This is a genomic window from Granulicella rosea, from assembly GCF_900188085.1.
Lineage (GTDB): Bacteria > Acidobacteriota > Terriglobia > Terriglobales > Acidobacteriaceae > Edaphobacter > Edaphobacter rosea.
On the sequence record NZ_FZOU01000001.1, the window covers coordinates 23,786 to 45,389 of the forward strand.

At 63.8% G+C, this 21,604-nt stretch carries 22 protein-coding genes; 17 read left to right on the plus strand and 5 right to left on the minus strand.

What is annotated here, in order from left to right; translation table 11 throughout:
• Window positions 1-81: 81 nt before the first annotated feature.
• From CHB87_RS00140 to CHB87_RS00180, 9 genes are all read left to right on the plus strand, one after another.
• On the plus strand, window positions 82-1,104 hold the full coding sequence (locus CHB87_RS00140) for an isocitrate/isopropylmalate dehydrogenase family protein (protein WP_089406379.1): 1,023 nt from the start codon (window positions 82-84) through the stop codon (window positions 1,102-1,104).
• Window positions 1,105-1,190: 86 nt separating this feature from the next.
• Window positions 1,191-1,421 (plus strand): DUF433 domain-containing protein, encoded by a 231-nt coding sequence (locus CHB87_RS00145; protein ID WP_089406380.1) that lies wholly within the window; start codon window positions 1,191-1,193, stop codon window positions 1,419-1,421.
• Window positions 1,418-1,789 (plus strand): DUF5615 family PIN-like protein, encoded by a 372-nt coding sequence (locus CHB87_RS00150; protein WP_089406381.1) that lies wholly within the window; start codon window positions 1,418-1,420, stop codon window positions 1,787-1,789. Before CHB87_RS00145 ends, CHB87_RS00150 begins: the two co-directional genes overlap by 4 nt.
• A 150-nt stretch (window positions 1,790-1,939) precedes the next feature.
• Window positions 1,940-2,779 carry a hypothetical protein gene (locus CHB87_RS00155; protein ID WP_089406382.1) on the plus strand — a complete coding sequence of 280 codons (840 nt, stop codon included), beginning with the start codon at window positions 1,940-1,942 and terminating at the stop codon, window positions 2,777-2,779.
• A gap of 15 nt (window positions 2,780-2,794) precedes the next feature.
• The gene (locus CHB87_RS00160) at window positions 2,795-3,106 is read left to right on the plus strand and encodes a hypothetical protein (RefSeq protein WP_089406383.1); all 312 of its coding nucleotides are present in this window, start codon (window positions 2,795-2,797) and stop codon (window positions 3,104-3,106) included.
• 129 nt (window positions 3,107-3,235) lie between these two features.
• Window positions 3,236-3,640 (plus strand): hypothetical protein, encoded by a 405-nt coding sequence (locus CHB87_RS00165; protein ID WP_089406384.1) that lies wholly within the window; start codon window positions 3,236-3,238, stop codon window positions 3,638-3,640.
• A 146-nt stretch (window positions 3,641-3,786) separates the two neighbouring features.
• Entirely contained in the window at window positions 3,787-4,893 is a 1,107-nt protein-coding gene (gene asd / locus CHB87_RS00170) for an aspartate-semialdehyde dehydrogenase (RefSeq protein ID WP_089406385.1), read from the plus strand.
• Window positions 4,893-6,317 (plus strand): lysine-sensitive aspartokinase 3, encoded by a 1,425-nt coding sequence (lysC, locus tag CHB87_RS00175; RefSeq protein WP_089406386.1) that lies wholly within the window; start codon window positions 4,893-4,895, stop codon window positions 6,315-6,317. The genes asd and lysC overlap by 1 nt, the downstream gene beginning before the upstream one ends.
• Window positions 6,318-6,549: 232 nt before the next feature.
• Complete coding sequence (locus CHB87_RS00180) at window positions 6,550-7,236, plus strand: 4-hydroxy-tetrahydrodipicolinate reductase (RefSeq protein WP_089406387.1); 687 nt, start codon at window positions 6,550-6,552, stop codon at window positions 7,234-7,236.
• A gap of 828 nt (window positions 7,237-8,064) precedes the next feature.
• Here the strand turns inward: CHB87_RS00180 and CHB87_RS00185 are convergent.
• The gene (locus CHB87_RS00185) at window positions 8,065-9,132 is read right to left on the minus strand and encodes an alginate lyase family protein (protein ID WP_089406388.1); all 1,068 of its coding nucleotides are present in this window, start codon (window positions 9,130-9,132) and stop codon (window positions 8,065-8,067) included.
• Between the two features lie 66 nt (window positions 9,133-9,198).
• On the opposite strand from CHB87_RS00185, the gene CHB87_RS00190 reads away from it, so the two are divergent.
• On the plus strand, window positions 9,199-10,470 hold the full coding sequence (locus CHB87_RS00190; RefSeq protein WP_089406389.1) for an aminopeptidase: 1,272 nt from the start codon (window positions 9,199-9,201) through the stop codon (window positions 10,468-10,470).
• A 140-nt stretch (window positions 10,471-10,610) separates the two neighbouring features.
• Here CHB87_RS00190 and CHB87_RS00195 read toward each other — a convergent pair whose 3' ends face one another.
• The gene (locus CHB87_RS00195) at window positions 10,611-11,753 is read right to left on the minus strand and encodes a carboxypeptidase-like regulatory domain-containing protein (RefSeq protein WP_089406390.1); all 1,143 of its coding nucleotides are present in this window, start codon (window positions 11,751-11,753) and stop codon (window positions 10,611-10,613) included.
• 238 nt (window positions 11,754-11,991) lie between these two features.
• Here CHB87_RS00195 and dapA point away from each other — a divergent pair, with 238 nt between their 5' ends.
• Window positions 11,992-12,915 (plus strand): 4-hydroxy-tetrahydrodipicolinate synthase, encoded by a 924-nt coding sequence (gene dapA / locus CHB87_RS00200; RefSeq protein ID WP_089406391.1) that lies wholly within the window; start codon window positions 11,992-11,994, stop codon window positions 12,913-12,915.
• A 62-nt stretch (window positions 12,916-12,977) separates the two neighbouring features.
• On the opposite strand, the gene CHB87_RS00205 is transcribed toward dapA, so the two are convergent.
• Window positions 12,978-13,583: a TetR/AcrR family transcriptional regulator gene (locus CHB87_RS00205; protein ID WP_089406392.1), complete on the minus strand. Its 606-nt coding sequence runs from the start codon at window positions 13,581-13,583 to the stop codon at window positions 12,978-12,980.
• A 6-nt stretch (window positions 13,584-13,589) separates the two neighbouring features.
• A complete protein-coding gene (locus tag CHB87_RS00210) occupies window positions 13,590-14,627 on the minus strand; it encodes a hypothetical protein (protein ID WP_142988133.1) in 1,038 nt (345 codons plus the stop codon).
• Window positions 14,628-14,771: 144 nt separating this feature from the next.
• On the opposite strand from CHB87_RS00210, the gene CHB87_RS00215 reads away from it, so the two are divergent.
• Both CHB87_RS00215 and CHB87_RS00220 read left to right on the plus strand, forming a co-directional pair.
• Window positions 14,772-15,080: an RcnB family protein gene (locus CHB87_RS00215; RefSeq protein WP_176441525.1), complete on the plus strand. Its 309-nt coding sequence runs from the start codon at window positions 14,772-14,774 to the stop codon at window positions 15,078-15,080.
• A gap of 96 nt (window positions 15,081-15,176) precedes the next feature.
• A complete protein-coding gene (locus CHB87_RS00220) occupies window positions 15,177-16,022 on the plus strand; it encodes a 2,3,4,5-tetrahydropyridine-2,6-dicarboxylate N-succinyltransferase (RefSeq protein ID WP_089407439.1) in 846 nt (281 codons plus the stop codon).
• Window positions 16,023-16,041: 19 nt separating this feature from the next.
• Here the strand turns inward: CHB87_RS00220 and CHB87_RS00225 are convergent, their stop codons facing one another.
• Window positions 16,042-16,773, minus strand: a complete 732-nt coding sequence (locus CHB87_RS00225; protein WP_089406395.1) for a hypothetical protein — start codon at window positions 16,771-16,773, stop codon at window positions 16,042-16,044.
• 163 nt (window positions 16,774-16,936) lie between these two features.
• Between CHB87_RS00225 and CHB87_RS00230 the strand changes: the two genes are divergently transcribed.
• From CHB87_RS00230 to CHB87_RS00245, 4 genes are all read left to right on the plus strand, one after another.
• Window positions 16,937-18,601, plus strand: a complete 1,665-nt coding sequence (locus CHB87_RS00230) for a ribonuclease J (RefSeq protein ID WP_089407440.1) — start codon at window positions 16,937-16,939, stop codon at window positions 18,599-18,601.
• Window positions 18,602-18,745: 144 nt separating this feature from the next.
• Window positions 18,746-19,969 (plus strand): dienelactone hydrolase family protein, encoded by a 1,224-nt coding sequence (locus CHB87_RS00235; protein ID WP_245817726.1) that lies wholly within the window; start codon window positions 18,746-18,748, stop codon window positions 19,967-19,969.
• 10 nt (window positions 19,970-19,979) lie between these two features.
• On the plus strand, window positions 19,980-20,423 hold the full coding sequence (locus CHB87_RS00240) for a hypothetical protein (RefSeq protein WP_089406396.1): 444 nt from the start codon (window positions 19,980-19,982) through the stop codon (window positions 20,421-20,423).
• 11 nt (window positions 20,424-20,434) lie between these two features.
• Window positions 20,435-21,445: a threonine ammonia-lyase gene (locus CHB87_RS00245; protein ID WP_089406397.1), complete on the plus strand. Its 1,011-nt coding sequence runs from the start codon at window positions 20,435-20,437 to the stop codon at window positions 21,443-21,445.
• Window positions 21,446-21,604: the final 159 nt, after the last annotated feature.

The following is a 21,604-nucleotide window of genomic DNA, read 5'->3' on the forward strand; positions in this document are numbered from 1 at the left end:
TGGGGTATGCACTCTTGCCCCACAGCACAAAAGCGAGAAGCAGATTCCCTTCGGGAATGACAAAAAAGAGATGAGGGACGCATGACGACGAAGGCCGCACACAAGATCACACTGGTTCCCGGCGACGGGATTGGACCCGAGGTAACGGCAGCGGTGGTTTCGATTCTCGAGACCGCGGGCAAGTCCGAGGGCGTCACGTTCGACTGGCACACCTACGACGCGGGCGCGGACGCCTTCGCCAAGACCGGCGAGTACATCCCCAAGGCGCTCTACGACTCGATCGAGCAGAACCGCGTCGCGCTCAAGGGACCGGTCACCACGCCCATCGGCGGCGGCTTCTCGTCGATCAACGTCACCCTGCGCAAGAAGTTCGATCTCTACTCGAACTTCCGCCCGGTCAAGAGCCTGCCCGGACTCGTGACCAAATACCCCGGCATCGACATGGTCATCTTCCGCGAGAACACCGAAGACCTCTACATCGGCCTCGAGGTCATGATCAACCCCGACATCGCGCAGTCGCTGAAGATCATCACGCGCAAGGGTTCGACCCGCATCGCCAAGTCCGCCTTCGACTTCGCCCGCAAGCTCGGGCGCAAGAAGGTGCACGCCATCCACAAGGCGAACATCATGAAGCTCTCCGACGGCCTCTTCATCAAGTGTTGCAAGGAGGTCGCGGCCGAGTACCCGGAGATTACCTACGCCGAGCACATCGTCGACAACACCTGCATGCAGCTGGTCATGAATCCCTACCAGTACGACGTCATCCTGACCGAGAACCTCTACGGCGACATCCTCTCGGACCTCTGCTCCGGCCTGATCGGCGGCCTGGGCCTGGTCCCGGGCGCGAACCTCGGCGCCGAGTGCGCGATCTTCGAGGCGGTACACGGCTCCGCGCCGGACATCGCCGGCCAGGACAAGGCCAACCCCACCGCCCTGCTGCAGAGCGCAGTGCTGATGCTCCACCACATCGACGAACCGGTCGTCGCCGAGAAGGTCCAGAAGGCGCTCGAAGCGGTCTACGCCGAGGGCAAGACCCTGACCCGCGACGTAGGCGGCACGAGCGGCACCAAGGCCTTCGCCGACGCTGTGATCGCTGCGCTGTAAACGATTGATATGATGGATCGAGGGCCTGAGTTTGGGCCCTCGATTCGCTTGCGCGACGAACTTCGAGACTTCGAGAGGAGCGCCTCATGTTGGACTTCGACCGCATCACCATACAACCCAGCGTCATGAGCGGTCGAGCGTGCATCCGGGGAATGCGGGTGACGGTTGGCATGGTCGTCGGTCAGATCGGCGCCGGCGTCGGGATCGACGAGCTTCTGGCCGACTATCCCTATCTTGAGCGCGAAGACGTTCTGCAGGCGCTGCGTTACGCTGCCTGGCGCTCCAACGAGCGTGAGGTCCTGTTGCCGACCGCATGAAGATTCTGATCGATATGAATCTCGCGCCCGCCTGGTGCGAGTTCCTCCAGAATGACGGCATCTCAGCAATACATTGGTCCGAGATCGGCCTGGGCAATGCACCCGACTCGACGATCATGGCCTACGCCGCCGAGAACAAATTTGTCGTTCTGACTCACGATCTGGACTTTGGCATTGCTGTAGCGATGTCGAATCAAGACGGCCCGAGCGTAGCGCAGATACGCGGCGAAGACCTGCGATTCTCCTCTATCGGTCGTCAGGTCGTGTACGCTTTGCGTCAAATGCAGACGGAACTTGAAAGAGGTGCGCTGCTGACGATCGATCCCCAACGGGTGCGCGTCCGTTATCTGCCGTTACGCGAGAGATAGCGCCGCCGTCACCGGCGGGAGTGTTCCCTTCAAACGGAAACGCCTGACCCACATTTAAAGCTTTTATGACATCCTGAAGAGAAGGCCGCAATCGGCCACAAAGAACCTCGGAAACCGTTTGTAGCACGTTGAAGAGCATTGGGAGATGAGATGAAGCGACTGGCGATTGGCGTATTTGCTGGACTGAGCGTATTGGCGGGAATCACCGGCTGCAAGCCGGACGCAGCGGTGCAAAAGGCCGAAGTCCTCGGCCGCGGCAGCAAGGACCCCGGCCCGGCGCCCGTCGTTCCCTCGCAGTCCACGCCCGACAGCGCCCCCGTTGCGGCGCTCGACCCCGCGACGCTCGGCTCCGCGAGCGGCGTCGTCCTCTTCCACGGCAAGGCGCCCGCGCCGGTCCTGATCGACACCAGCATGGACCCCGCCTGCGGCATGGGTCCGGCCAAAGGCCCCGTCCACTCCGAGCAGATCGTCGTCTCGGGCGACAAACTGGCGAACGTCTTCGTCTACGTGAAGAGCGGCCCGCCACAGATCGCCTCCGCCCCTCGACCGACGACTCCTGTCGTGCTCGATCAGCAGGGCTGCAAATATGTGCCGCATGTGATCGGCGTCGTGCATGGCGGATATGTCGAGTTCCACAACTCCGACATCACCATGCACAACATCCACACCATGCCGACCGTCGTAGGCAACGAGACCATCGACGTCTCGCAGGGACCGAAGGGCACGCCGAAGGTCAAGCAGATGCAGCTCTCCGAGCTGATGGTGCCCGTCCGCTGCAACAACCACCCCTGGATGAACGCCTACATCAACATCGCGCCGACGCCCTTCTTTGCCGTCACGGACGCGACCGGCAAGTTCGAGATCAAGGGTCTGCCCGCGGGCGACTACGTGCTGGCCGCCGTGCAGGAGAAGCTCGGCGAGCAGGACCTGAACATCACCGTACCCGCACAGGGCACGGCCAAGGCGGACTTCGCCTTCGCCGCCAAATAACTCGGAGGGTCTCCCATGGCCGGTTCGATCGTCATCTACACGCACGGGCTGCCGCTCTGGTTCCTGGTGCTGTCGCTCTTTCTGCCGCGCGTCTCGCTGGCGCTGGCGTGGTTCTGGGGAGACCTCGTACGCTTCCACCTCAGCCGGCTAATCGCACCGATCGTCGCGCCGCTGCTCTGGCTGCTGCTGCCGCGCGTGTTGGTTCTATTGATGATCTACCGCGACATGGGCGTCGGCTTCTGGTTCGTCGTGCATCTGGTCGTCGCCATCATGGTCTGGAGCGGCGGCGGGCATCAGGCCAACAAGCGCCGGCGGGACTGGGACTGAAGCGCAACGACTGGTCAACCGAGCCGCCCTGCCCTTATAGTGATCCATATTTCGCGACCGGGGTGTAGCGTGAACTTTCGTCATATACAGCGCGTTCTAACGATCGCCTTTGTTTTGGCGCTGTCCGTCATGGCGCCCCCCATCACCGCTCAGGATGTCTCGGCGCCCCACAAAACCCCGCTCGACGCAGGCATCGAGATGTCGGGGCCGCATATCGACGGGGATTGGACGAACGTCGATCCCAAGACACGCGGACTGGTTCGCATCCTCATCGACGGCAGAACGGTTCATCCCTTTGGAGCTTGCCACCCCACGGCATGCGATCAGGGCGTTACCGAGGCGCAGCCCTTCGCCTCCAAGGTGGAAAACCACGATGTCGTCGCGCTTCTCGCCAGCGTGATCACATCGTTCAACAAGACGCTGCTCATTGCCTCGCTCGAGGCCGATGGAAGGCTTCGCGTACAAACCCTGACCCATTTCACCGACAGGAGCAACCGCGCGGACTACGCAACGATTCAGTACTTCAGCCGCTAGCGTGTCGTGGCCACGCGGGTTTCCTGGCCCGCTCGCACGGAAAACGCGCCATCCTTCCCATTTCATGCAGAATCTTTCTAAATCGACACCTTCTGTGCTCCACACGCCTACCCCTTAACCCCCAGCCGAGTTATCCTAGAAGGATTATGGAACGGCGCAAAGTTGGGATTCTGGGCGCGACCGGCATGGTCGGGCAGCGATTCATTCAGTTGATGCACAACCACCCCTGGTTCGAGATCGCGTGGCTTGCCGCCAGCGACCGCAGCGCGGGCAAAACCTATGGCGAAGCCTGCAAATGGAAGCTCGACACCGAGCTTCCGGCACGGATCGCCGGCATGACCGTGATGCCGAACGTGCCGGAGGGCACCCCCGAGGGCGAGCTGCCGAAGATTATCTTCGCCGCGCTCGACTCGGACATTGCCAAGGAGCTGGAGCCGAAGTTCGCCGCCGCCGGATGCGCGGTCATCTCGAACTCCTCCGCCTTCCGCATGACGACGGATGTGCCTCTGGTCGTGCCGGAGGTCAACGCCGACCACCTCGCCATGATCGAGAAGCAGAGCTGGCGCCATGAGTCCGGCGGCTACATCGTGACCAACCCGAACTGCTCGGCCATCGGGCTCGTGCTCGCGCTCAAGCCGCTGGAGCAGAAGTTCGGCATCGAGAGCCTCTTCGTCAGCACCATGCAGGCGATCAGCGGCGCGGGCTATCCCGGCGTGCCTTCGCTCGACATCCTCGGCAACGTCGTCCCGTTCATCAAGAACGAGGAGGAGAAGCTGCAGGAGGAGGTCGGCAAGCTGCTCGGCACGCTCGCGGGCGATCACGTCGAGATGCTTCCCGCCAAGGTCAGCGCGCACTGCAACCGCGTCGCGGTCGAGGACGGGCACACCGAGTGCGTCAGCATCAAGTTCAAGCAGCCCGCGACCTACGAGCAGATTCTGGCCGCGTGGGCGGAGTTCAAGCCGCTCTCGGATCTCGTCCACCTGCAGGCGTGGGGACACGGTCTGCCGACGGCGCCGGATGAGCCGGTCGTCTACATCGACGCCATCGACCGTCCGCAGCCGCGCCTGGACCGCATGCGCGGCAAGGGCATGGCCGCGACCGTCGGACGTCTGCGCGAGTGCCCGCTGCTCGACTGGAAGTTCGTCGTCCTGTCGCACAACACGATCCGCGGAGCCGCAGGCGCCGCAGTTTTGAACGCCGAGGTGCTCGCCATGATGGGCAAGCTGGACCCGGTGAAGAAGGTGGCAAGGTAATGAGCGTCGCAAGGAATGATGTAGTCGTGATGAAGTTCGGCGGAACCTCGGTCGAGGATGCCGTCGCGATGAACCGCACGGCGGCGATCGTGAAGGGTCGCCGCGACCGCGGGTTGAAGGCTGTCGTGGTTGTCTCGGCGATGGCGAAGGTGACGGACCAGTTGCTGGCCTGCGCCGCCGCTGCCGGCGTCGACGACCGCAAGGGCGCGATTTCGCTGGCGGTGAAGCTGCGCGAGCGGCATCTCGACACCGCCGCAAGGCTGGTCGAAGGCGAACGCCTGACGCAGCTTGCGTCCGAGCTGCATGTGGAGTTCGACGCGCTGGACGACCTGCTGCGCGGCATCGCCGCCGTCGGCGAGCTGACCCCCCGGACGAACGACCTCGTCGTCAGCTTCGGCGAGCGCTGTTCGAGCCGCATGGTCGCCGCGGCCTTCGCCCAGGCCGGGCTGCGTGGCACGCACGTCGACGCGCGCACCTGCATCATTACGGACGACCACTACGGCAAGGCGGCGCCCATCGAGCCGGCGATCGAAGCGAAGCTGCTCGAACACGTCCTGCCGCTGATCGAGGCTGGCCTGACGCCGGTGATGGGCGGCTTCATCGGCTCGAACGAGCTGGGCATCACCACGACGCTCGGCCGCGGCGGTTCGGACTACACCGCGGCGCTGGTCGGCGGCGGGCTTCACGCGGGCGCCATCGAGATCTGGACGGACGTCAACGGCATCATGACGACGGACCCGCGCATCGTCCCCGAGGCGCTGCGCGTGAAGACGATCAGCTTCGAAGAGGCCGCCGAACTCGCCTACTTCGGCGCCAAGGTGCTGCACCCGGCGACGATCCTGCCGGCGGTGCAGAAGAGCATTCCGGTCTACGTGCTGAACTCGCGCAACGCCGAGAATGAAGGCACCAAGATCACCGCTCTGATGGCGAAGTGCAAGAGCCCCTTCAAGAGCATCGCGGCGAAGAAGCGGCTGACCATCATCGACGTGGTCGCAAGTCGCATGCTGATGTCGCACGGCTACCTGAAGGCCGTCTTCGACGTCTTCGACAAGTACCACTGCGCGATCGACATGGTCTCGACCAGCGAGGTGAGCATCTCGGTGACGGTGGACTCGAACGAGCGCCTGCCGGAGATCTGCGCCGAGCTGTCGAAGATCGCGGACGTGAAGTACGAGAGCAAGAAGGCGCTGATCTGTCTCGTCGGCGAGGATATTCGCGGACACAACGGCATCGCCGGACGGGTCTTCTCGGCGGTCAGCCACGTGAACATCCGCATGATCTCGCAGGGCGCCAGCGAGATCAACATGAGCTTCATGATCGACGAGGAAGACGTGGAAGAGGCGGTCCGCTCGCTGCACCGCGCCTTCTTCGCCGACCCGGATGAGGCTGTGTTCGATGTGGCGGCGCGGCTGGTGCAGGCGTAGGTTTTCAGGTGGAAGTGTGGGGCTTCAGCCCCACGGAAAACGCTCGAGCGAAAGGGGCTTCAGCCCTGGGCATACTTCGATCCTTTCGAAAGCCCAGGGCTAAGGCCCCTTTCGATTCAGGTTTCTTATTCACGCGGCTGAAGCCCCATGCTCCACCCGAAACGCCGATTATCGGCAAGCATGGAGCCGATACTGTAAAGTAGGCAGTCTAGAGGTTTGGAGAGGTCTGGCGATGCGCGTATTGGTTCTGGGTGTGGGGAAGACCGGCAAGCTGGTGGCTCAGGTAGCCGCCGAACACGGACACAGCGTTCACGTACTCGACGCCAAGGAGAACAAGGACGGCGCGGGGCTGACGCATCCGTTCGTCGCCGGCTTCGACGTCATCATCGACTTCACCGCGCCCGAGGCGGTCGTGCAGAACATGCGCGCGTGCCTGGCGACCGGGGCGAAGATGGTCATCGGCACCACGGGCTGGTACGACAAGCTGGCCGATATGCGCGGCCTGGCCGAGCGCAAGGGCGCGGCCCTGCTCTACGGCACGAACTACTCGGTCGGCGTGCAGGTGATGTTCCAGGTGGCGGCGCAGATGACCAAGGCGCTCGAAGGCGCGGGCTACACCTTCTCGATCGAGGAGACGCACCACGTCACCAAGCTCGATTCTCCCTCCGGCACGGCGCTGAGCCTGGCCGAGGCAGTCGAAAAGGCAGGCGGTCTGGGCAAGATCCCGATCGAGGCCCACCGCTCCGGCGACGCCGCCGGAACTCACGTGCTGGTCGCGCAGTCCGCCGCCGACAAGCTCATCCTGACGCACGAGTCGCACTCTCGCAGGGGCTTCGCCGAAGGCGCCGTGCGCGCGGCCGAGTGGCTTTCGACCAGAACCGGGTGCTACGACTTTCGGGATGTGTGGATGAAGCTGTAGGAAGTTTGGGCCTGGTTAAAGATATTTTCAGCATCGCTTCTACGAGGTGCCGATGGCTCGCGTAACAGGATCTAACTGCTTCAAAAGCGATGGTGAGTCCGTTCCTTGCCATGCATTTGGCAACAACGTTGCTTTCATGTGTCCTGAATGTAAATACCCAATTCTAGCTGTCATACGACCCGGCTTTCCCGGTTACGATGAAGCACACCCCACAAAGTGCCGGAATTGCGGGTCTGAATCATGGTTGGAGCTAACCTCAACCGATGGGGACTTGCTATGCAGATTTAAATCAGCTTCGATCGGATTACATTGAGGCATGAAGCGCACTCGCCTACACTGCTTGTCATCCTGAACGCAGTGAAGGACCTGCTTTGGTCTTTGTTGTTGCTTATTCCTGCTCCAGTCCAAAGCAAAACGAGCAACATCAAGAACGAAAAGCAGGTTCTTCGGCTACGCTCAGGATGACTGGCAGTTTGGGTTGCTAGACAGCAGAAGGTAAACCGCTCTAGGGAGTGACCGCCACCGCCGCTCAACCGCACCTCACGCTTTGCAGCAACTGCTTCTGGTTTAGTGATGTGTCGATGAATTTCTATGCGTCTTCCCCGTGAGGTTGGGGCAGTGGACTCTCACGTAAAGGCGCTCAGGGGTATTAGCCCGTAGGCCCGTAGTACTCGGCTTTGAGCTCTTGCCTTTCCCGCTCCCGCCACGGAATACGCTCTGCCAGTATCGCATCGCCAGTGTCCTCGCTAAGCGAAATAGGGGTTTGTCGGCTCTAAGGGTTTCCCAGTTTAGGAATTCTCCGGGCGGCAACGACCTCTCCCAGCAGGCCTAACGCCCCACCAACAACCGCAGCCATGGATACGCCTTCACCCCGGTGTTCGCCTCGACCTTCTCAAGCTCCGGCCGGTACTTCGGGTCCATCCACGCCGCCAGTCCCATCAACTCCACGCTCGTCTTCGGGTCCCACGGGCCGGAGTAGCCCTTCTCCCCGGCCTTATCCCGCGCCGCGTCGAAGGCGACGGTCGAGTGGACGAACTCCTCATGCGTCTTTGTCCCGGTGGCATACGGCAGCAGCCAGTCGACGCCCATCTCCACCGACGGCGACCCGGTCGCGGCCGTGTGGAACCAGTCCTGTCCATGCGCCTTTGCGGCCAGCGCCGCGGTGGTCAACGGCTCCAGATCGTAGACCACGTAGTGCAGCGCGTCGCGCTTGTAGAAGTCGTTCACAGAGCCATCCGGATGGATGTTGACCTTCACCTGCCGGCTATAGGCCGCCGTCGCCCGCTCGATCAGCGCCTTATCGCCCGAGACATAGGCGCCCAGCACGGCCAGCTTCACGCGATGGCTGCTCCAGTTCTCGTGGTCCTTATCGTGGTTCGCGTCCAGCCAGTCGAGATACTGCAGGGCCATCGCGCGGAAGAGCGCAGCCGTATGCTCGGCGACCTCGGGCGGCAGATCCGCGCGCGTGAGGTCCAGCGCCAGCACCAGATTGCCGAAGTTGGTCTCGTCGATCGGGTTGCGGCTGGGCTTGTAGACCGTCGCCCAGGCGTCGAGAAACTTCGCCGTCTGGGCCAAATAGCGCTTGTCGCCGGTCAGCCGGTAGGCAAAGGCAAGGTTCAGCGTCAGCGGCCAGTCTTTTTCCGCCGCCGCGCTCTCGTCGTGGATGCCCTTGCCCGGCAGCGTGCCCTCGGTGTGAACGCGCTCCATCGGATGCGGCGTCTGCTTCAGCGCAGCCTCGGCGTCGCGGACGATCTTGCCTGCCTCGGGCGTCCCGCGCTGCGCCTTCAGGCTGGCAGCGGTTGCGGGCGAGACGATTGCGAAGTTCTGCGCCCAGGCAGGCATGGCAAGCAGGCAGCAAAGAACGGCGGAACGGCGAAGCAGAACGGCTCGGTTCATGCCGGAATTCTACCCCACCCGCGCCGCCACTTGCGTTTCGATTCCCCGCCGCCTAACCTTGAGCGCATGAGTACTTCCGTTCCCGCCCCCTTCGATTTCGCCTCGCTTCCCTTTGAAGAAAAGCTGGACCGCTTCGCCAAGGTCGCCGTCCATGTCGGCCTGAACCTGCAGGCCGGACAGGAGTTGTTGATCTCCGCCTCCATCGAGATGCTGCCGCTCGTCCGCCGCATCACCGAGCACGCCTACAAGGCCGGCGCGCTGCTTGTCACCACCTTCTACGGCGACGATGAGACCGTGCTCGCGCGCTACAAGTATGCGCAGGACGCGAGCTTCGACCACGCCGCGCAGTGGATGGCCGACGGCATCGCCGCCGCATTCAAGTCGGGTGCCGCCCGCCTCGCGCTCGCCGGGTCGAACCCCGCGCTGCTCGCCGGACAGGATCCGGCCAAGGTCTCCCGCGCCAACATCGCCGGGTCGAAGGCCAATAAGCCCGCGATGGAGCTGATCACCCGCCACGCGATCAACTGGTCGATCCTGGCCGCGGCCACTCCGGCCTGGGCGAAGCTCGTCTTCCCCGGCCTCGAAGAGAAAGAGGCCGTCGCCAAGCTGTGGGATGCGATCTTCATCGCCTCGCGTGCGACGTCGGAAGATCCGGTCGCGGCCTGGAAGGCGCACTCCAAACACCTCCACGAAAGAGTTGCTTACTTGAATGCCAAGCGCTTCCACTCCCTGCGCTTCCACTCCGCCGACGGCGAGACCGACCTGACCGTCGGTCTCGCGGACGACCACCTCTGGGCCGGTGGCGGCGGCGAGGCCGGTAACGGCGTCTTCTGCAACGCCAACATCCCGACCGAGGAGTGCTTCACCACGCCGCACAAGGACCGTGTGAATGGCAAGGTCAAGGCGTCCAAGCCGCTCTCGCATCAGGGCACGCTGATCGAGAACATTCAGTGCGTCTTCGAGGGCGGCAAGATCGTCTCCGCCAGGGCGACCGCGGGCGAGGACGTGCTTAACCGCCTGATCTCCACCGACGAGGGCGCGCGCCGCCTCGGCGAGGTCGCGCTGGTGCCGCACTCATCGCCCATCGCGCAGAGCGGCGTGCTCTTCTGGAACACGCTGTTCGACGAGAACGCCGCGAGCCACATCGCGCTCGGCCAGGCCTACGCCACCTGCCTGAAGGAGGGCGAGCACATGGACGAGGCGGCACTGGCCGCGCTCGGGGCCAACTCCAGCCTCATCCACGTCGACTGGATGATCGGCTCGGGCCAGATGGACGTGGACGGACTCGCGGCCGATGGCTCAAGCGAACCGCTGATGCGCAAGGGCGAGTGGGTTTAGCGATAAGGCCTCAAAACCCTGCCCATGCCACTACGACAACCCAGCGAAAATGCTCGTCATCCTGAACGTAGTGAAGGATGACGAGCGTTTGTGGTGATTTCCCAAAGATGTGGTGATTTCTTAAAGATACGACGCTCCGACTATTCCTTCACCTGCGCGTACTTCGGCGCATGCGGCGTCAGGTGCTTGAAGACGAACTCCTGGATCAGATTTCCCACGCCATCCGACGCGGCCGCGAGTAATCCCGTCTCCACCGTCGTCGACACCCCGTTCCGGTTGCTCGCCGGATAGTACGCATTCGAGATCGCGCCCGACGTCAGGTCGCCCAGCACGCTCGAGTAGTTCGGCTCCCACTTGCCCTTGTCGCTGCGGCAGATGAACGCCGACGACAGCGCATAGAGTCCGCGTTTGACGATGCCGTGCCCGCTCTCGCTGCCCATATAGAAGTACCGCGGATCCTGCCGGAAGAGGATCGGGTAGAGCACGCCGCCGATCATCGTGCCCGAGACGAAGTCCGCGTTCGCCGCGCCCAGCCGCTTGCCATATCCCGCCGCGCCCTGGCCGTAGCCTTTGAAGTCGTTCAATCCCTGCTCCACGCCGGCGGTCGCGGCGTTTACGACGAAGTTCGCCGGATCGATCAGCGTCCGGGTCGCCAGCTTCAGCTTCTGCTTTGGACTCAACGCCGGCGCGTGCCAGTCGTAGACCACGTAGAAGTTCGGCAGGAATCCGCCCAGCCGCTGCGTCTCCTCCTCGTGCATCTCCTCTTCGGCGATCTCCTTGCGCGAGATCGTCACGTTCACGTCCGCGGTGGAGGCCGCGATCTGCAGGGCGATCTGCGGAACCTCATACTTTTCGCCCGGCTTCAGCACGCCCGAGGCCATGCCGGTCGCCAGGCCGTCCAGGTTGATCGTCAACTGGTATTTGCCCGGCGGAACCTCTTCGAACTCGAACTTGCCCTCCGCGTCCGAGACCGCCTCGCGATCCTCCGACAAGGCGTCGCTCGCCAGCGTCACCCGCGCGCCGATCACCACCTTGCCGTCGCGATCGATGACCGCTCCGCTGACGCTGCCCACCGCATGCGAGGGCGAATCCGGTAACTTTTCCTGAATCGGAGAGACGGCGGCAGGAATCTGTGTAGCATTGGCCGGTTGTTCGGGTTGAGGAACGCTCTGCGCCGAGGCCGCGCGATGGCAGGCGAGCCACGAGAAGAGCAGCGCGCACAGGCAGCAGAGTCCTCTCCGCTGCGGCGTCGCCGGTCCATCCACTCGCTTCGGTACTGACATCGGAGCAAAGCCCTTTCGGCCTGGAGTTACAACCCGGCAACCTTCGCTGGCGGTTTTGCGCAGAGATGGCCGCGAACAGGCGCACAGCCTCCTGTCCTCCCTATCGGCAATCTGCGCGGAAAGCCGGACGGCCGCGATACCCGGCTAGGCTAGAATACGCTGGAAAAGGGTACTTGCCATCACCCATCCGGGGGCGGATTTCCGCAGGTGGTGACAAGGCTGTAAACTCATCTCTGTCATGGAACTTAATGGATGTGGAACGGCGCTCGTAACCCCCTTCCGGGCGGATGGCGCGGTCGACGAACCCGCGCTGCACGCGCTGGTCAACTGGCAGATCGAATCGGGCATTGAACTGCTCATCCCCTGCGGCACGACGGGCGAAGCCTCAACCCTGACCGACGCCGAATGGCTGCGCGTCATCGAGGTCACGGTCGGCGCGGCGGCCGGGCGCGCGGCGGTCTTCGCCGGTTGCACCCACAACGCAACCCGCGTCGCCGTCGAACGCGTCCAGCGCGTCTCCGAGGTGCATGGTCTCACCGGCGTCCTCACCGCCAACCCGTTCTACAACCGGCCCGGACAGGAGGGTCAGTACGCCCACTTCCGCGCCATCGCCGAAGCCACCAGCCTGCCCGTAATGCTCTACAACATCCCCGGGCGCACCGGCGCGAACCTCGAGCCGGCCACCGTTCTGCGGCTCGCCGAACTGGATAATGTCGTCGCGATCAAGGAATCGAGCGGCAATCTGGCCCAGATCACCGAACTCCTGACGACCGCGCCGCGCAGCTTCAAGGTCTTCGCCGGCGACGACGGCCTCGCCCTGCCGATCCTTGCGCTCGGCGGCGCTGGGTTGATCTCCGTCGCCTCGAACGCCATTCCGCAGCAGATGGCCGAGATGGTCAACGCCGCGCTGAACAACGACTGGGTCACCGCCCGCCGCATCAACCGCCGCTTTTACCGGCTGATGCAGGCCCACTTCTGGGAGCCCAGCCCCGCCCCGGTCAAGGCCGTGCTGGCGATGCTCGGCCGCGGCGAAGACGTGCTGCGCCTGCCGATGGTCCCCGTCGGCAAGGCGACCAGGCGCAAGCTCGACCTGCTGCTCGGCGAACTGGGCCTGCTGGTCGGAGCCGCGCCCGGACCGATGGACAACCTCCGCGTCTTCTAGTCCACCACGAAAGCGGGCGCTCTTCGGCGGCGAGTCCCTTCAGGGCGGCAAGGTCGCCGCCATCATAGAAACAGCGTGTCGAAGACCTCGCCCACCACGCGTTCGATCGCCTCTTCCCCCACGTGCGCGGGGTCGAAGGCGTGCTCCAGCAACAGCCCCGTAATCATCGCCGGCAAGGCATGGATGGCGTCGGTGCGGCTGATCCCGCCCGGCGCCGGACCGATCGCATCCATGTAACGCCGCTCCTCGTTTCCGCCGTAAACCGTCGCATAGAAGCTCTGCAGCCGGGCCTGCGACTCCGGACGCCGGATGGAGAAGAGCTTGAACTCAAGCAGCAGCAGCGTCCACTCCCTTTCCTTCGACATCTGGAGCATGAAGGCGCGCGTCGCAGCCAGATTTCCCTCCAGGGTCGTCGACCGCGCCAGCGCCTCCTGCATGCGCGCCCGGTGATGCAGGGAGCGGCTCTCCACCAACGCCAGAAAGATGTCCTCCTTGCTCTTGAACTGTGCGTAAATCGCGCCCTTGGTCCGGCCGGCGAGCGTGGCGATCTCGCCCAGCTCGGCTCCCTCGTAGCCGTCGCGCGTAAAGACCGTCTCCGCCGCCGCGAGCAGCAGATCGCGCGTCTCGCGGGTGCGCAGCTCGTGTTTGTTGGCTTTCTTCTCCGTCATCGATTCCTATCTTACCGATGCGGGGTGAGCCGACGCGGCCTCGAAGCTCTTTTGCGTCTTCAGGAAGTGCTTCGCGATGTTCTTCGCCACGCCGTCAGCGACCTTCGTGCTCTCTCCCTCGCCGCGCACGGTGGACTTGATCTGCTCGCGCTCGTCCAGCCTGCCGGTTGCGTCGGTCATGCGGGCGTCGAAGCTGATCTGCGTCGTCCCGACGAACATCCCCACGGGCCCCAGAACCGCGCGTTTGACTTGGCTGCCGGGCTTGAAACCCGCAATCGACAGGTGAACGACATACTGCGGGCAACTGACGTTGCCTTCGCCGTCCTTCCCCATGCTTTCGCCGTCGCGATAGATGTGTCCCGCGGCGTCTTCCTTGCGCAGCCGGTCCACCAGACGCTCGTACACCAGGGCACGATAGGCCGCCGGAACCTCAGCCTCTTCCCACACCGGCGCGGCGACCAGCACGCTCTTCGGCCGAACCGATCCAGCCAGGCAGGCCGCCGGCGCCGTCTCGCGGTGTACCGGAGGCATGCCGGCGAAGCTCTTCAGCGCCTGTTCCGCCTCGTTCGCCGGCAGTAGAAACACCGCGCCGTGATAGCCACCGCGACTGTCCGTGAACTCCACCGTCAGCATGTCCTGCCGGTGGTGCATGAAGCCCGCCGCCGCAATCCCACCACCATCCGGAATCAACATCCGCAGGACGCGGCCCTTCGTTCCCCAAAGCTCCACACGCTGATTGCCTGCGCTCACCGCGACAATCGAGCCGCGCGGAATCGCCGAGCTGCTCGCCTTCGCCGTAAACACGACGCCATCGTGGTCGATCAGCAGCGTACCCTTCGCGTTCGGCTTCGTATCCGGCAGGCCATAGGCGTGCTGCACGGCGGTGGATCGCCAGTCGGCAAAGGTGGGCTGCGCGCCGTCAGGCTGCGACAAAGGACGAACGGCGGGCCGATTGACAGCCGCCGCGGCCACTGCTGGAGAGTAAAGCGGCGAGAGGGCAAAAAGCACGATAGGAAGAAAGATGCGGGTCAGTCTTGGATTCATGGGTTCACCTTTTGTAAAATTCGTACTAGTAGGTATTTATATTGAGAGCTTTCCAAAAGTCAATCGAAAACCTCCATGAATCACGATTCACATCTCCGGAACAACGCCCCCGCTCGGTTACGAATCGAACGCAGTGGAGGAATCATGAACGCTACCCGCAAAGTTCTCTCGCTCGTCCTCGCCGTCTCGACCCTTGCCCCGGTTGCAGCCTTCGCCCAGGATCATCACGACGCCCCGCACGACAACCACGCCTATGTGGAGCACAAGGAGTGGAAGAAGGGCTACCACATGAACAAGGCCGACTGGGCTCGCGGCGAGAAGGTGGATTACAACCAGTACCACCTCGCGCCGCCGCCGCGCGGATACGAATGGCGTCAGGTCGACGGCAACTACGTCATGGCCGCCATCGCCACGGGCGTGATCGCATCGACGATCGTCGCCGCTTCTCGCTGAAGACTATTCTCGTGTCCGCAAAAACGCCGGGGCCTGTGCCTCGGCGTTTTGCCATTCCACAGCAAAACGACCGGCGAAGGTAAAATGAAGGTATTCATGAATACCTTAGAGACTTCCATCGAACAGTTTTTCGCGCTTGGCGCGGCCGTCTTCGGCAACAAGGACGCCGAAGCTGCATTCCTCGAACTACGCGCCGCGCTTGAGGCCGGCACGCTCCGCTCGGCCGAACCGGACGCCGCATCGCCGCTTGGCTGGAAGGTGAACGCGTGGGTCAAGCGCGGCATTCTGCTCGGCTTCCGGCTGGGCGCGATGACCGAAATGGGCTGCCCCACCGGCGCCTCCTTCGTCGACAAGGCGACCTACCCGGCCCGCAAGTTTTCCGTCGCCGATGGCGTACGCGTCGTTCCCGGCGGCTCGTCCGTGCGCTCGGGCGCATACCTCGCCAAGGGCGTCGTGATGATGCCACCCGCGTATGTCAACGTCGGCGCCTATGTCGACGAGGGCACGATGATCGACTCGCACGCGCTGGTCGGAAGCTGCGCGCAGATCGGCAAGCGGGTCCATCTCTCGGCCGCGGCGCAGATCGGCGGCGTGCTCGAACCCGTCAACGCCACCCCGGTCATCATTGAAGACGATGCGCTCATCGGCGGCAACACGGGCGTCTACGAGGGCACGATCGTCCGTTCGCGCGCCGTCCTGGCCGCCGGAACGGTGCTGACACGCGGCACACCGGTCTACGACCTCGTCCGCGGCGAGGTCTACAAGGCCACTGCCGAGACCCCGCTGATCATCCCGTCCGGCGCCGTCGTCGTTCCCGGTTCGCGCGCCATCACCAGCGGCAAGGGCAAGGAGTGGGGGCTGTCGGTCGCAACGCCGGTCATCGTGAAGTATCGCGACGAGAAGACGGAGCTTTCGCTGGCGCTTGAAGATCTGCTGCGGTAAACCCCTGCAGCGGTCAGACCTACTGGCCGCTGCACGCTCCCGGCCCCGAGCACTTCACCGGCTGGCCGCAGACGAACTGCACGAACTTCGGCAGAAACCCGTCCCGCTGCGCCGCCTCCAGAAAGCCCACATTCCCGCAGCCCGAGCCGACGATCGCCCCATCGCAGCGCTGCGTGGTGGCGCGGTCGACGCTCTTGTGCTGCTCCGGCGTCAACCGAGGCTCAAACTTTTCGATCTGGAAGCTCAACTGCGCCGGCGGCAGATGCTGTAGATTGCGGTCTGGACACGACGCGTTCAGCGCGCGGAAATACGGCTCGTTGGCGGACTCCAACGGCGTTGGCGCAACCCGCCCGGTGTGGCTTATCCAGTAGCTGGGCCGTTGCGGCAGGGTCTGCGACTGGCCGTCCGGCCCGCGCAGGTCGAGTCCGTCCTCATGCAGCGTCGCGCTGTAGACGCCGTTGCAGGCGTGGTTCGGCTGCTGAATCTCGAAGCTGATCGTATCGCCCATGCGATGTACCGGCGCGAGCACCGGCGTCGACGGCGCACCCTGCGCGCACTGCAACACGGCATACGTTCCGCCTGCCTGCGGCAGCAGCGTCAGCTCGTATCCGTTCAGATCGCCGGCCCCGGCGCCCGGACTCAGGTTGCTGTAGGTGCCTGCGAGTGACGGCGCACCCTGCGCCAGCGCCATGCTGGCGATGCACGACAGCGCCACGGCAGACGCCGCGCGAAGAACTCCGGCAAAGTCCATAAAATCAGTCTCCTCCTCCTTGGACGAAGCAAAAGACGATGCGGGATGCATCGCGTCCGCGCCCGACTATACGGGCTGGGCGGGGCGGGTTTGCCTGCTCATTTCGCCGAGTCCGTCACTCCGGAAAGCCTCGAATCAACTTAGCTGATAGACTTTGTGATTGATGGCTCAAGATAAATTACGCATGATTCCGCTGGGTGGCCTCGGCGAGTTCGGTATGAACTGCATGGCCCTCCGCTGGCAGGACGACATTATTGTCATCGACGCCGGCCTGATGTTCCCTGAAGAGGAGCTGCTGGGCGTCGACATCGTCGTGCCCGACATCTCTTACCTGACCGAAAACCGTTCCAAGGTGAAGGCGATCGTCCTCACCCACGGGCACGAGGATCACATCGGCGGCCTGCCGTGGATCCTCTCCGAGCTGAACGTACCGGTCTATGGGACTGAATTCACCCTCGCCTACGTCGAAGGAAAGCTCGACGAGCACCGGCTGCTCGACGACGCCGACCTGATCGAGATGCTGCCCGGCAAGCGCTTCACGCTGGGGCCGTTCTCGATCATGCCCATCCGCGTCACGCACTCGCTGGTGGACTGCGTCGCGCTGGCGATCCATACCCCGGTCGGCGTCATTCTGCACACGGGCGACTTCAAGGTCGATCTCGCGCCGCCGGACGGCAAGCCCTTCGATCTGCAGGCCTTCGCCGAGCTGGGCAAGAACGGCGGCGTCCTCGCGCTGCTGCAGGACTCGACCAACGTCGACCGCAAGGGCTGGACGCCAGGCGAAAAGGCCGTGCGCCCGCGCCTCGACGAGCTCTTTGCCCAGACCAAGAAGAAGCTCTTTTTCAGTTGCTTCTCGTCGTCGATTCATCGCGTCAGCCTGGCGCTGGAACTGGCGCACAAGCATGGCCGCAAGGTCGCGATCATCGGCCGCTCGCTCGACAACTCCAGCGAGATCGCGCAGGACCTCGGCTACCTCAAGGTTCCGCAGGGCCTCATCATCAACCCCGGCCAGATCCGCGACTTCCCGCCCGAGAAGCTCTGCATCATGATCTCCGGCACGCAGGGCGAGCCAATGAGCGCGCTCAGCCGCGCGGCGGTGAACAACCACAAGTTCGCCAAAATCGACGCCGGCGACACCGTCCTGATGAGCTCGCGCGTCATCCCCGGCAACGAGAAGTCGATCTATCGCGTAATCGACCACCTCGAACGCCGCGACGCCAAGGTCATCCACGACGACGGCACGAACGGCCTCATCCACGTCTCCGGACACGGCAGCCAGGAAGAGCTAAAGCTCATGATCAACCTGGTCAAGCCGAAGTTCTTCATCCCCGTCCACGGCGACTACCGCCACCTGAAGCGGCACATCGAACTGGCCGCCTCGACCGGCATCCCCGAGAAGAATATTCTGCTCGAAGACGGCGAAATCCTTGAATTTACGAAGGATACGGCGACCAAGAACGGCAAGGTCACCACCGGCCGCGTCTGCATCGACTCCGGCGGATCGATCGAAGTGGTCGAGGATGTGGTCATCCGCGATCGCCAGCACCTCTCCGAGGACGGCATCATCCTGCCCATCATCGCGATCAACAAGCGCTCCGGCAAGGTGGAGTCGCTGCCTGAGATCGTCATGCGCGGCTTCGGCGTCGACGACCCGCAGGTGATCGCCGAGGCTCGCCAGATCGTCCAGCGCACCCTCGAAAGCTCGAACATCGAGGAGAAGCAGGACTACGGCGTGATGAAGGAGAAGGTCCGCAACGACCTGAAGCGCTTCATCCAGAAGAGCACCAGCCGCCGGCCGCTGATTATGCCTGTGATCATGGAGATCTAAGCAGAACCCGAAGTAAGACAAAGGCCTGACACCGATTTTCACCGCAGCCACCGATTGATCGGGGGCTCCATAAAAATCGATGTCAGGCCTTTCGCCTTTTCTCTCGGGCCGGGCGACGACCTCCGTTTGCTATCCTCAAGCCAGATGCCACCGCACGACTCACCACGCAATCCCGACCGCTCCGGTATACGCCGCCTGGCCGCTCGTCTCACCCGGCCCAGCGAACTGACGCTGCAGCGCCGGATTCTCCGTGCGGGCGTCTTCCTTGTCGTTCTGATATTCCTTGGAATCGCCCTGTGGCCAACGGTGAAGTCGCACCTGCAGTCCTACGCGGTGCTGCAGCTCGTCGCCGGCAAGCCGCTCTCGCCCCAGCTCGCCGCTCTGGTTACCGAACCGATCGTCACCACCGAGGCAGACTTCCAGACGCCCTCCGGCACGGTGCGCGCGCGCAGCTACCTGCCGGTGAATCACCCGAACGCGCCCGGCATGGTCGTCCTGCACGGCGTCCACCACCTTGGCATCGAAGAACCGCGCATGCGAAGCCTGGCGACGGCGATCGCCAGCTGCGGCGTCCGCGTCCTCACGCCCGAGCTGCCGGGCATCAAGGACTACCACGTCGACTCCGCCTCCATCCGCACGATTGGCGAATCGACCCAGTGGCTGGCGAAGCAGACCGGCGCACCCGTTGGCGTACTCGCCCTCAGCTTCTCGGGCGGTCTGGCGCTGGTGGCCGCGGCCGATCCAGCCTACCGACCCTCGTTCCGGTTCGTCTTCGCCATCGGCTCGCAGGACTCTCTGCCGCGCGTCGCCCAGTATTTCCGCACAGGCGAGGACGCGCGCCCGGACGGCTCCATCGAGAAGCTCGCCGCGCATGAGTACGGCCCGCTGGTGCTGGAGTACGAGTACATCGAAGACTACGTCCCTGCCCCGGACGTCCCGGCCCTGAAGGCCGTTCTGCGCGCGCACCTGTATGAAGACGGCCCGGCGGAGAAGCTCGCCATCGCCGCGCTTACGCCCGCGCAAGTGGAAGAAACGAAAGCCCTGTTGAACGCCAGCCTGCCCGCCACGCACACACTGCTCGCCGCCTCCGCCGCGAAGCACAACGCGGAGATGGTGGCGCTTTCGCCCAGCAGCAAGCTGCGCACGCTGACCACGCCGGTCTACCTGCTGCACGGCCAGGGCGACAACATCATCCCCGCCGCCGAAACCCTGTGGATGGCCAGCGAACTGCCGCCGCACACCCTGAAGGCCGCGCTCGTCAGCCCGATTCTTTCGCACGTGAACTTCGACGGCGGCAAGCCTACGCTGGGGGATCAGTGGCGGCTGCTGCACTTCTTTGCGCTCGTGATGCAGGCGGCCGGAGATTGAGAGAGACAGTATGGCCGAACCAGGTGTCGAGATCCTTGGCGTTTACACGCCACTTATCAGCGACGAAATGTATCGACTACGTTGGCTGGTTACGGGCGACGATCAAAAGACCGACGAACATTTCAAGGATCTGGTCCTGATCGAAGGATTTATTCACAACGCGGACAGCAAGTTGAAGCTCCGAGATTTTGGACAGCAACCCTTGTTCGACCCAAATCCAAGAAGTTTTCAAGTGCCCTGCAGCGAAGCGCTGCTTTCCGTCGACGGAGCGACCCTGATCCAACAAAAGCGCGGCTGCATCCACGGCGCGGGAACCCTGCGTTTTGCGTTCTACCTGCACTTCTACGATCCAACTCGGCCTTTGATGACTTCGTACGGAGAAATCCTATGTCCCCCCGTCAAGCCTGTCCCGGTCCGGCTGAGTTTGCTCGTTCCATACAGGGCATTTTGGTAGAAAATCGAGTCATGTCTGAATTCGTCACCCTCGAAGAGATTCAAACCACCGCCGTCCGCATCGCCGGCGTCGCCGTCCGCACCCCGCTGGTCCGCGTGAACACCGGCCGCCTCGCCGCCGCCATCGGCTTCGAGCCACCCTTCGAGCTCTTCATCAAGGACGAGTCCGCGCAGCCCATCGGCAGCTTCAAGCTCCGCGGCGCCTTCAACATGGTCTCGCAGCTCGCGCCCGCGCAGTTGAAGCGCGGCGTGATCACCTACTCCAGCGGCAACCACGCGCAGGGCGTCGCCTACGCGGCCCGCGCGCTCGGGTCGAAGGCCGTCATCGTCATGCCGGACAACGCGCCGGCCATCAAGCAGGCGGCCACGGCGGCGCTCGGCGCGGAGATCGTCCTCGTCGGCACGGCCAGCTCCGCGCGCAAGCTGAAGGCGGAGGAACTCGCCGCCGAGCACGGCTACACCATCATCCCGCCGTACGACCATCCGCACATCATCGCCGGACAGGCTACCTGCGGGCTCGAAATCCTGGAGCAGTGCCCGGAGGTCGACCTCGTTTTATCGCCCGTCAGCGGCGGAGGCCTGCTCAGCGGCACGGCGACGGCGGTCAAGCAGGCGAAGCCGGGCGTGCAGGTCTGGGGCTGCGAACCGGAGCTTGCGGCCGACGCCAAGGAGAGCTTTGACACCAAAACACTGGTCGAGTGGCCCGCCGCCATGACTACACGCACCATCGGCGACGGCCTGCGCACGCAGTCGCTCGGCCAACTGAACTTCGAGCACATCCTGAAATACGTCGACGGCATCGTCACCGTCTCCGAGGACGAGATCTTCCGCGCCATGCGCGCGATACTGGCCGCCACCAACCTGATCCCCGAGCCGAGCGGCGCCGTGACGCTCGCCGCCGCGCTCTTCCACGCGCACGAACTGCCCCCGGCGACGAAGGTCGCGGTCATCCTGAGCGGCGGCAACGTGGAGCCGGCGCTGCTCGAACGGCTCGAAGCCGAGCTGGCCGCAACCGGCGTTTGAACAAAAGCCGGGGTGCCCCATTCATCGCAGTCGCATCGCGATGAGTGGGACGTAAGCCGCCCGAGCTTCGTACCTCCCACCCATCGCAAAGGCGCGATGGATGGGGCACCCAGGCGTCGGTGTCTCCACTCGGCGAGAATAGGCGTCTAATATCTCGAT

What these genes read in the sequence shown, in the direction of transcription:
- CHB87_RS00225 (WP_089406395.1), bottom strand. Translation starts at nt 16,773, where the DNA reads ATGGACTTTGCCGGAGTTCTTCGCGCGGCGTCTGCCGTGGCGCTGTCG.
- CHB87_RS00230 (WP_089407440.1), top strand. Translation starts at nt 16,937, where the DNA reads ATGGCTCAAGATAAATTACGCATGATTCCGCTGGGTGGCCTCGGCGAG.
- CHB87_RS00195 (WP_089406390.1), bottom strand. Translation starts at nt 11,753, where the DNA reads ATGTCAGTACCGAAGCGAGTGGATGGACCGGCGACGCCGCAGCGGAGA.
- CHB87_RS00145 (WP_089406380.1), top strand. Translation starts at nt 1,191, where the DNA reads ATGTTGGACTTCGACCGCATCACCATACAACCCAGCGTCATGAGCGGT.
- asd (WP_089406385.1), top strand. Translation starts at nt 3,787, where the DNA reads ATGGAACGGCGCAAAGTTGGGATTCTGGGCGCGACCGGCATGGTCGGG.
- CHB87_RS00180 (WP_089406387.1), top strand. Translation starts at nt 6,550, where the DNA reads ATGCGCGTATTGGTTCTGGGTGTGGGGAAGACCGGCAAGCTGGTGGCT.
- CHB87_RS00245 (WP_089406397.1), top strand. Translation starts at nt 20,435, where the DNA reads ATGTCTGAATTCGTCACCCTCGAAGAGATTCAAACCACCGCCGTCCGC.
- CHB87_RS00215 (WP_176441525.1), top strand. Translation starts at nt 14,772, where the DNA reads ATGAACGCTACCCGCAAAGTTCTCTCGCTCGTCCTCGCCGTCTCGACC.
- lysC (WP_089406386.1), top strand. Translation starts at nt 4,893, where the DNA reads ATGAGCGTCGCAAGGAATGATGTAGTCGTGATGAAGTTCGGCGGAACC.
- CHB87_RS00205 (WP_089406392.1), bottom strand. Translation starts at nt 13,583, where the DNA reads ATGACGGAGAAGAAAGCCAACAAACACGAGCTGCGCACCCGCGAGACG.
- dapA (WP_089406391.1), top strand. Translation starts at nt 11,992, where the DNA reads ATGGAACTTAATGGATGTGGAACGGCGCTCGTAACCCCCTTCCGGGCG.
- CHB87_RS00185 (WP_089406388.1), bottom strand. Translation starts at nt 9,132, where the DNA reads ATGAACCGAGCCGTTCTGCTTCGCCGTTCCGCCGTTCTTTGCTGCCTG.
- CHB87_RS00235 (WP_245817726.1), top strand. Translation starts at nt 18,746, where the DNA reads ATGCCACCGCACGACTCACCACGCAATCCCGACCGCTCCGGTATACGC.
- CHB87_RS00150 (WP_089406381.1), top strand. Translation starts at nt 1,418, where the DNA reads ATGAAGATTCTGATCGATATGAATCTCGCGCCCGCCTGGTGCGAGTTC.
- CHB87_RS00240 (WP_089406396.1), top strand. Translation starts at nt 19,980, where the DNA reads ATGGCCGAACCAGGTGTCGAGATCCTTGGCGTTTACACGCCACTTATC.
- CHB87_RS00210 (WP_142988133.1), bottom strand. Translation starts at nt 14,627, where the DNA reads ATGAATCCAAGACTGACCCGCATCTTTCTTCCTATCGTGCTTTTTGCC.
- CHB87_RS00165 (WP_089406384.1), top strand. Translation starts at nt 3,236, where the DNA reads ATGGCGCCCCCCATCACCGCTCAGGATGTCTCGGCGCCCCACAAAACC.
- CHB87_RS00155 (WP_089406382.1), top strand. Translation starts at nt 1,940, where the DNA reads ATGAAGCGACTGGCGATTGGCGTATTTGCTGGACTGAGCGTATTGGCG.
- CHB87_RS00140 (WP_089406379.1), top strand. Translation starts at nt 82, where the DNA reads ATGACGACGAAGGCCGCACACAAGATCACACTGGTTCCCGGCGACGGG.
- CHB87_RS00220 (WP_089407439.1), top strand. Translation starts at nt 15,177, where the DNA reads ATGAATACCTTAGAGACTTCCATCGAACAGTTTTTCGCGCTTGGCGCG.
- CHB87_RS00190 (WP_089406389.1), top strand. Translation starts at nt 9,199, where the DNA reads ATGAGTACTTCCGTTCCCGCCCCCTTCGATTTCGCCTCGCTTCCCTTT.
- CHB87_RS00160 (WP_089406383.1), top strand. Translation starts at nt 2,795, where the DNA reads ATGGCCGGTTCGATCGTCATCTACACGCACGGGCTGCCGCTCTGGTTC.